General features: G+C 31.7%; 4 protein-coding genes. 1 reads left to right on the plus strand and 3 read right to left on the minus strand.

Annotation, left to right across the window (positions count from 1 at the left end; genetic code table 11):
* The 3 genes from AOG55_RS07305 to AOG55_RS09400 all read right to left on the minus strand — a co-directional run.
* Positions 1 to 240 (minus strand): hypothetical protein (locus AOG55_RS07305; RefSeq protein WP_156318799.1); only part of this gene is annotated, 240 nt, incomplete at its 3' end.
* Complete coding sequence (locus AOG55_RS07310) at positions 237 to 3,206, minus strand: bifunctional DNA primase/polymerase (protein WP_055041101.1); 2,970 nt, start codon at positions 3,204 to 3,206, stop codon at positions 237 to 239. The genes AOG55_RS07310 and AOG55_RS07305, both read right to left, overlap by 4 nt.
* A gap of 204 nt (positions 3,207 to 3,410) precedes the next feature.
* Entirely contained in the window at positions 3,411 to 3,554 is a 144-nt protein-coding gene (locus tag AOG55_RS09400) for a hypothetical protein (protein WP_156318800.1), read from the minus strand.
* Between the two features lie 153 nt (positions 3,555 to 3,707).
* Here AOG55_RS09400 and AOG55_RS07315 point away from each other — a divergent pair, with 153 nt between their 5' ends.
* Complete coding sequence (locus AOG55_RS07315; protein ID WP_156318801.1) at positions 3,708 to 4,775, plus strand: hypothetical protein; 1,068 nt, start codon at positions 3,708 to 3,710, stop codon at positions 4,773 to 4,775.
* Positions 4,776 to 4,802: the final 27 nt, after the last annotated feature.

Genomic DNA, 4,802 nt, shown 5'->3' on the forward strand with positions numbered 1-4,802 from the left:
TAATTCGCCTCCTTTCTGAATATTTTCTTTATGGCCTGCTCTAACCTTTTTATTATATTTTTTATTCCTTCTTTCATGGCTTTCATCCCCTGGCTTTAAGGATAAGCCATAACCGTGATTAATTAAAATATCAGCCATCCAGGATTCAACTGTTACCTTTCCTGGAGATAGCCTGTAATCACCGTAATATCCGCATACATTCATCTCTGGGCCTATGTAAAAAATATCAGTGTAAGTCATTGAGAATCACCCCTGGATAATATGTTAAAATCGGTTTCTGATATTTCTTTAGAATCGGATAAAAATGAATTCCATTCCTTTGGCGTTTTATTTAACGGAACTGGGATAATAAGTTTTAAAAGAACAGATGATGTTTCAGATGAACCCTTTTTGGTTATTGTCCTAAAACTGTCCAGTACTATTTCGGACCCATAGAAAAATGAATAATCATATTTATTGAAATTCTTGTTTATTTGATAATAATGTGGCCTGCCTTTTGGAATTATAATGTTTTCTGGGTTACCTTTGTTATTTTCATTATTTCCTCCATTGCCTTCTTTTGCCTTCTCGGAGTCTTTATTCTCTGAATTTCCTGTATTTTTGTTATCTTCATTTTCCTGTTCTTTTTGCTTTTGTAATTTTTGCAATTCCAGTTCTTCTTTTAGAGATTCTTTAAATGGGCCTTCTGGTAAAGAATCGATGTCGCCATTATTATAGCTTTTCTTGTCATTATCTGGGGCTTCTGATTTTTTATTTTCATCATCATTGTTTTTATTATTGTCGGATAGTTCTTTGTGTGGATCTGGATTTTCAGGGTTACTCTCATCATTATCATCAATTTTTAAATCTTCCTCATCGGGTGTTACAAATATTCCAGCCCATGCAATAATCCTCTTGCCATTTATCTGCCTATCAAAGTTTTGTATTTCTAAATTCAAATAATGTATTGCTTGTCCGACCTTTATTTGCGATAGCCTTTCTTCTTCATTGTATTTCGGCAAATGATTTCCTTCGCAAAATTTATTAATTTGTTGTATCAGTGTTTTTTTGATCTGGAAAACTGTGATTGTGCCATCCTTATTTGTGATAATGCATTTATTCGGGTCTAGTCCACGCTGATTGCAGTACTCAATTGCATCATTGGGGTCAGTTAATATTTCTCCCCTATTTTCTTTTAGTGTTAAATATGCAATCGCTGGATTTGACTTAATCAGATACTTTTCTTTGGATGTTTTTAAATCGTATCTAGTAGAAAACCCAGAAGCTAAAAATTTGGGCAAAATATTATCAACAATGAATGAAAAAAGTTTATCAAGCTCAGCAGGGGCCGTTAACTCAGCTACAATTTGGGATATTTCACTTGAATCCAGTGAATTTAAGTAATTATCGAATTCAACTATGTTTATAATTCTTCTCCAAATGGCAAGCTCATCTTTAGGCGGAATTAACTGGTTTGTTGATAATATAACTGCAGATTTATATTGATATTGAGTAGACGGCTTATTCTTAATAGGAATGTTTTCAAAGTCGTGCCCAGTTATTCTTTTAATTATCTCCCAATTATATGTCACACCTTTTACAGATTCTGAAAATAACAACATCCTTTTATCAACTAGTGATTGCAGTTCAAATGGATAATTGGCTATTCTATTCAAATCAGGCATCGCAACATTTTCACGCCCAAGAAGATTTGCAATAACGGCATTTTGTATTATTCCCTTGCCGTTGCCACCCTCACCGTAAAATATCATCATTCCCTGAATATCGTTGTTGTTTAGGAATCCCCATGCAATTGATTCATACACGGCCATTTTATCCTTTTCAGGATTCGCCAGGACTTTGTTTAAGAAATCATCAAAAGCCAAGGGCTGTTGATTCACATTTGGTATGTATTTTCTTGCAATGTTTTTATAAAAATAATTGGGATTATGCTGTTCCAGTGACTTTGTTTCGATGTTATAAAGCCCCTCAGTTATGGGAATTAAGGTATTCGGCAATTTATTTGATTTAAAAAATTTATCAAATGTTAAATGCTTTAGGCCCGATATTATCTCATCAACGTTATGCTCCGATAAAGATTGATCGGTGCACTGTATGAATGATGCGATTTCTGCCTCAATATCTTCATGCCAGCCATTCTCCTTAGAAAAATAATATATTATACCCCGATCATCGGTGAATAGGTCTGCATAATTTTTTCTGACAAATTCAATGCTTTTGGCCTTATTGAATTTCTTTAATCCATGTTCATCAATATCAAAAAATGGTGATTCATGTTCAAATATCGATTCAAGGCTTTTTATAATTTCATCGAAATTTTCATATTGGTCCTTGCTTGATATTACATCATTTTTAAAAGTAGTGTAGCCAAGGACTTTTTTATGGTTTTTAACTTTATTATAGGAATTATCAATGACAGCGTAATTTACATCCGGCCATTTATTTAAATTTGCAGCCTCTTTGATTATCTCCTTTGTGTGTTCTATTGATACCCCCCTAAGGGCCATAGCACCTGAAAATGCCATTAAAAGTTCATTGCCTTTGCCATTTGGGTGCTTGAATATATCTGCTAGAGTCTTAATTAGCGATAAAATATTTTTATCGTTGAAATTTATAGGGACAATAGGCTCATTGGAATCGTCAGGCATATCTAATTCAAATATATAATTATATAATTCATCAGGCATAATTGAAATTGGGGCATCAACTATTATTTTGTATTTCCCGTACTGGCCTTCACTGGGAGGTGCAACAACATAGCCCCCATCTCCCTTAAAATCCACCTTGGGCAATATGCCTATATGTGTTTTTAAATGGGTTTGATCATCTTTCAACTTATAGTATAATTGCCTTCCACCTGATTGCGTTTCAATGGTCTTGGTTTTGAATTTTTGTGCATTATTTTTGTTAATAAATTGGCTGATAAAGTTCTGTTCGCCGGTGTTTATAATTTTTCCATCCTTTAAAACTGGCTTATGCTGGCTATCCTTTTCAACATCACAATCGATAACATAAATATTGTTGATTGGACCAGTTAATATTGCTATCTGATCCCCCTCTTTATATAATTTCAAAAATTTATTATAATCATTTGTTGCATCCTTAAGGCCGTGAATTGTATGCGGCACTTTGTTTTTACCTACAGGAATTACAAAAAAGCTTTGTTCACAGTATTTTTTTGCAGCATCCAGTATTTCGTTTATCATCTTGTAAATACCTCACTATAAAAATCTTTATTAACATGCAAATCAATACAAAAAATAAGGAAGTGTGAGGTTAATTTTATTGGGCCTTTTGCTGTCATTTTTTCATTTCCTCCTTTCCTTTGTTTTCATGATCCCTATTTCCGATAATTTGATCCCAAAGCTCAAAAAGTCTAGGTTTTGGCTCATTTTTAATCGAATTTGATTTCATTCTCTGATAACCTCCTCACCAAGAGCTGATTCAACAAGAAACCTAGAAACAGATTTACCTTTTCTATGGGCAAGCCTTTGAATCTTTAATTTTTCATTCCTCTTGATATAAATCTCCATTCGATCGTAGTCATACTTCATTTTTTCATCACCGTATAATTACACATAAAAAGTATATTTATATTTAGTTATTAAACTTTTCTATTTTATACGTTTTTAACTATAACTATACGTTTAATAATTCTAATAATATTAATAGAAATATACTTATACGTTTTTGATTTACCTTTCTATATGAGCAAAACAAGAATTTCAATAAAACTTAACGATTATGAATATTCTTTATTATATAGGATCCAGACAAGCTGTATAATGACCGGATTACTATACAATAGGGCGCCTCAATTAAATGAAATCATTAAAGGCCTAATTTCTTTTGTTTCTTTAAATATATCACAAACTCATGAAAATTTAGATATGTTTTTTAGAACAATAAAAACTGATTCTGAATTTCCTGAAGATACATTAGATATTGCGGTTAATATCCCTAAAAATGCTGGAAACTACATATTTATAGGGGATGAAAAAGACATTGAGCTTTTAAATAAAATTGGGAAAATCACAGAAAGCATGTATCATGAAAAATACGATATGCCAAAATTAATTAGATACTGCCTACATTATACATTATACGGAAATAGAAAACCTTTTTCGGAAAATTTACTTAATGATAGAAAATATAAATTTATTTTATCTGTAATTATAGGCAATCTTTATTATCTATCTCCCAGAACATCTATTGAATTACTTTACGATCCATTAATAAATATAAGTAAGATTGGAAAACGTGAATTTGAATTTCTACGACAAGTGCCACTAGATGAGGAAAATTATAAAAATACAATAAAAATGATGAATGAACTTATCTTTGCGACTGCTGGCGGGGAAAAAATACGCGTTGCAAGCATATATGCAGAAAAAGTCAAAAATAGGGATGATTTCTTATTAGCTCCAAATGGTAGACAAAATTTGTATCAAATATTCAGTACTCAGATGGAGAAGAAATATAATAGTAAAGTTTCGGATTTTAATTTTGCAAGCGCTCTCATTGGCTTACTTGAAGTTATTTATATGTGGCGTATTGATTCTTTTAATTATATAGATACATCCATGATGATCTTCTTATCGTCTATGGACCTCTCTGAAAACTTTGATAATTTAAGTATAAAAGACAAATATAAGGAAATACGTAATTTGTGGACGATGCTTCCCGGGAGGTTAACAGTTCTATCCATATATTTTTTAGAGCCTTTGGAGAATTTATTTAATGAGTTTTTCGATGTTATAAAAAAAATACATTAAATTTTTTAGACAGATGTCTAATATATA

It is taken from the genome of Acidiplasma cupricumulans (genome assembly GCF_001402935.1).
GTDB classification, from domain to species: Archaea; Thermoplasmatota; Thermoplasmata; order Thermoplasmatales; family Thermoplasmataceae; genus Acidiplasma; species Acidiplasma aeolicum.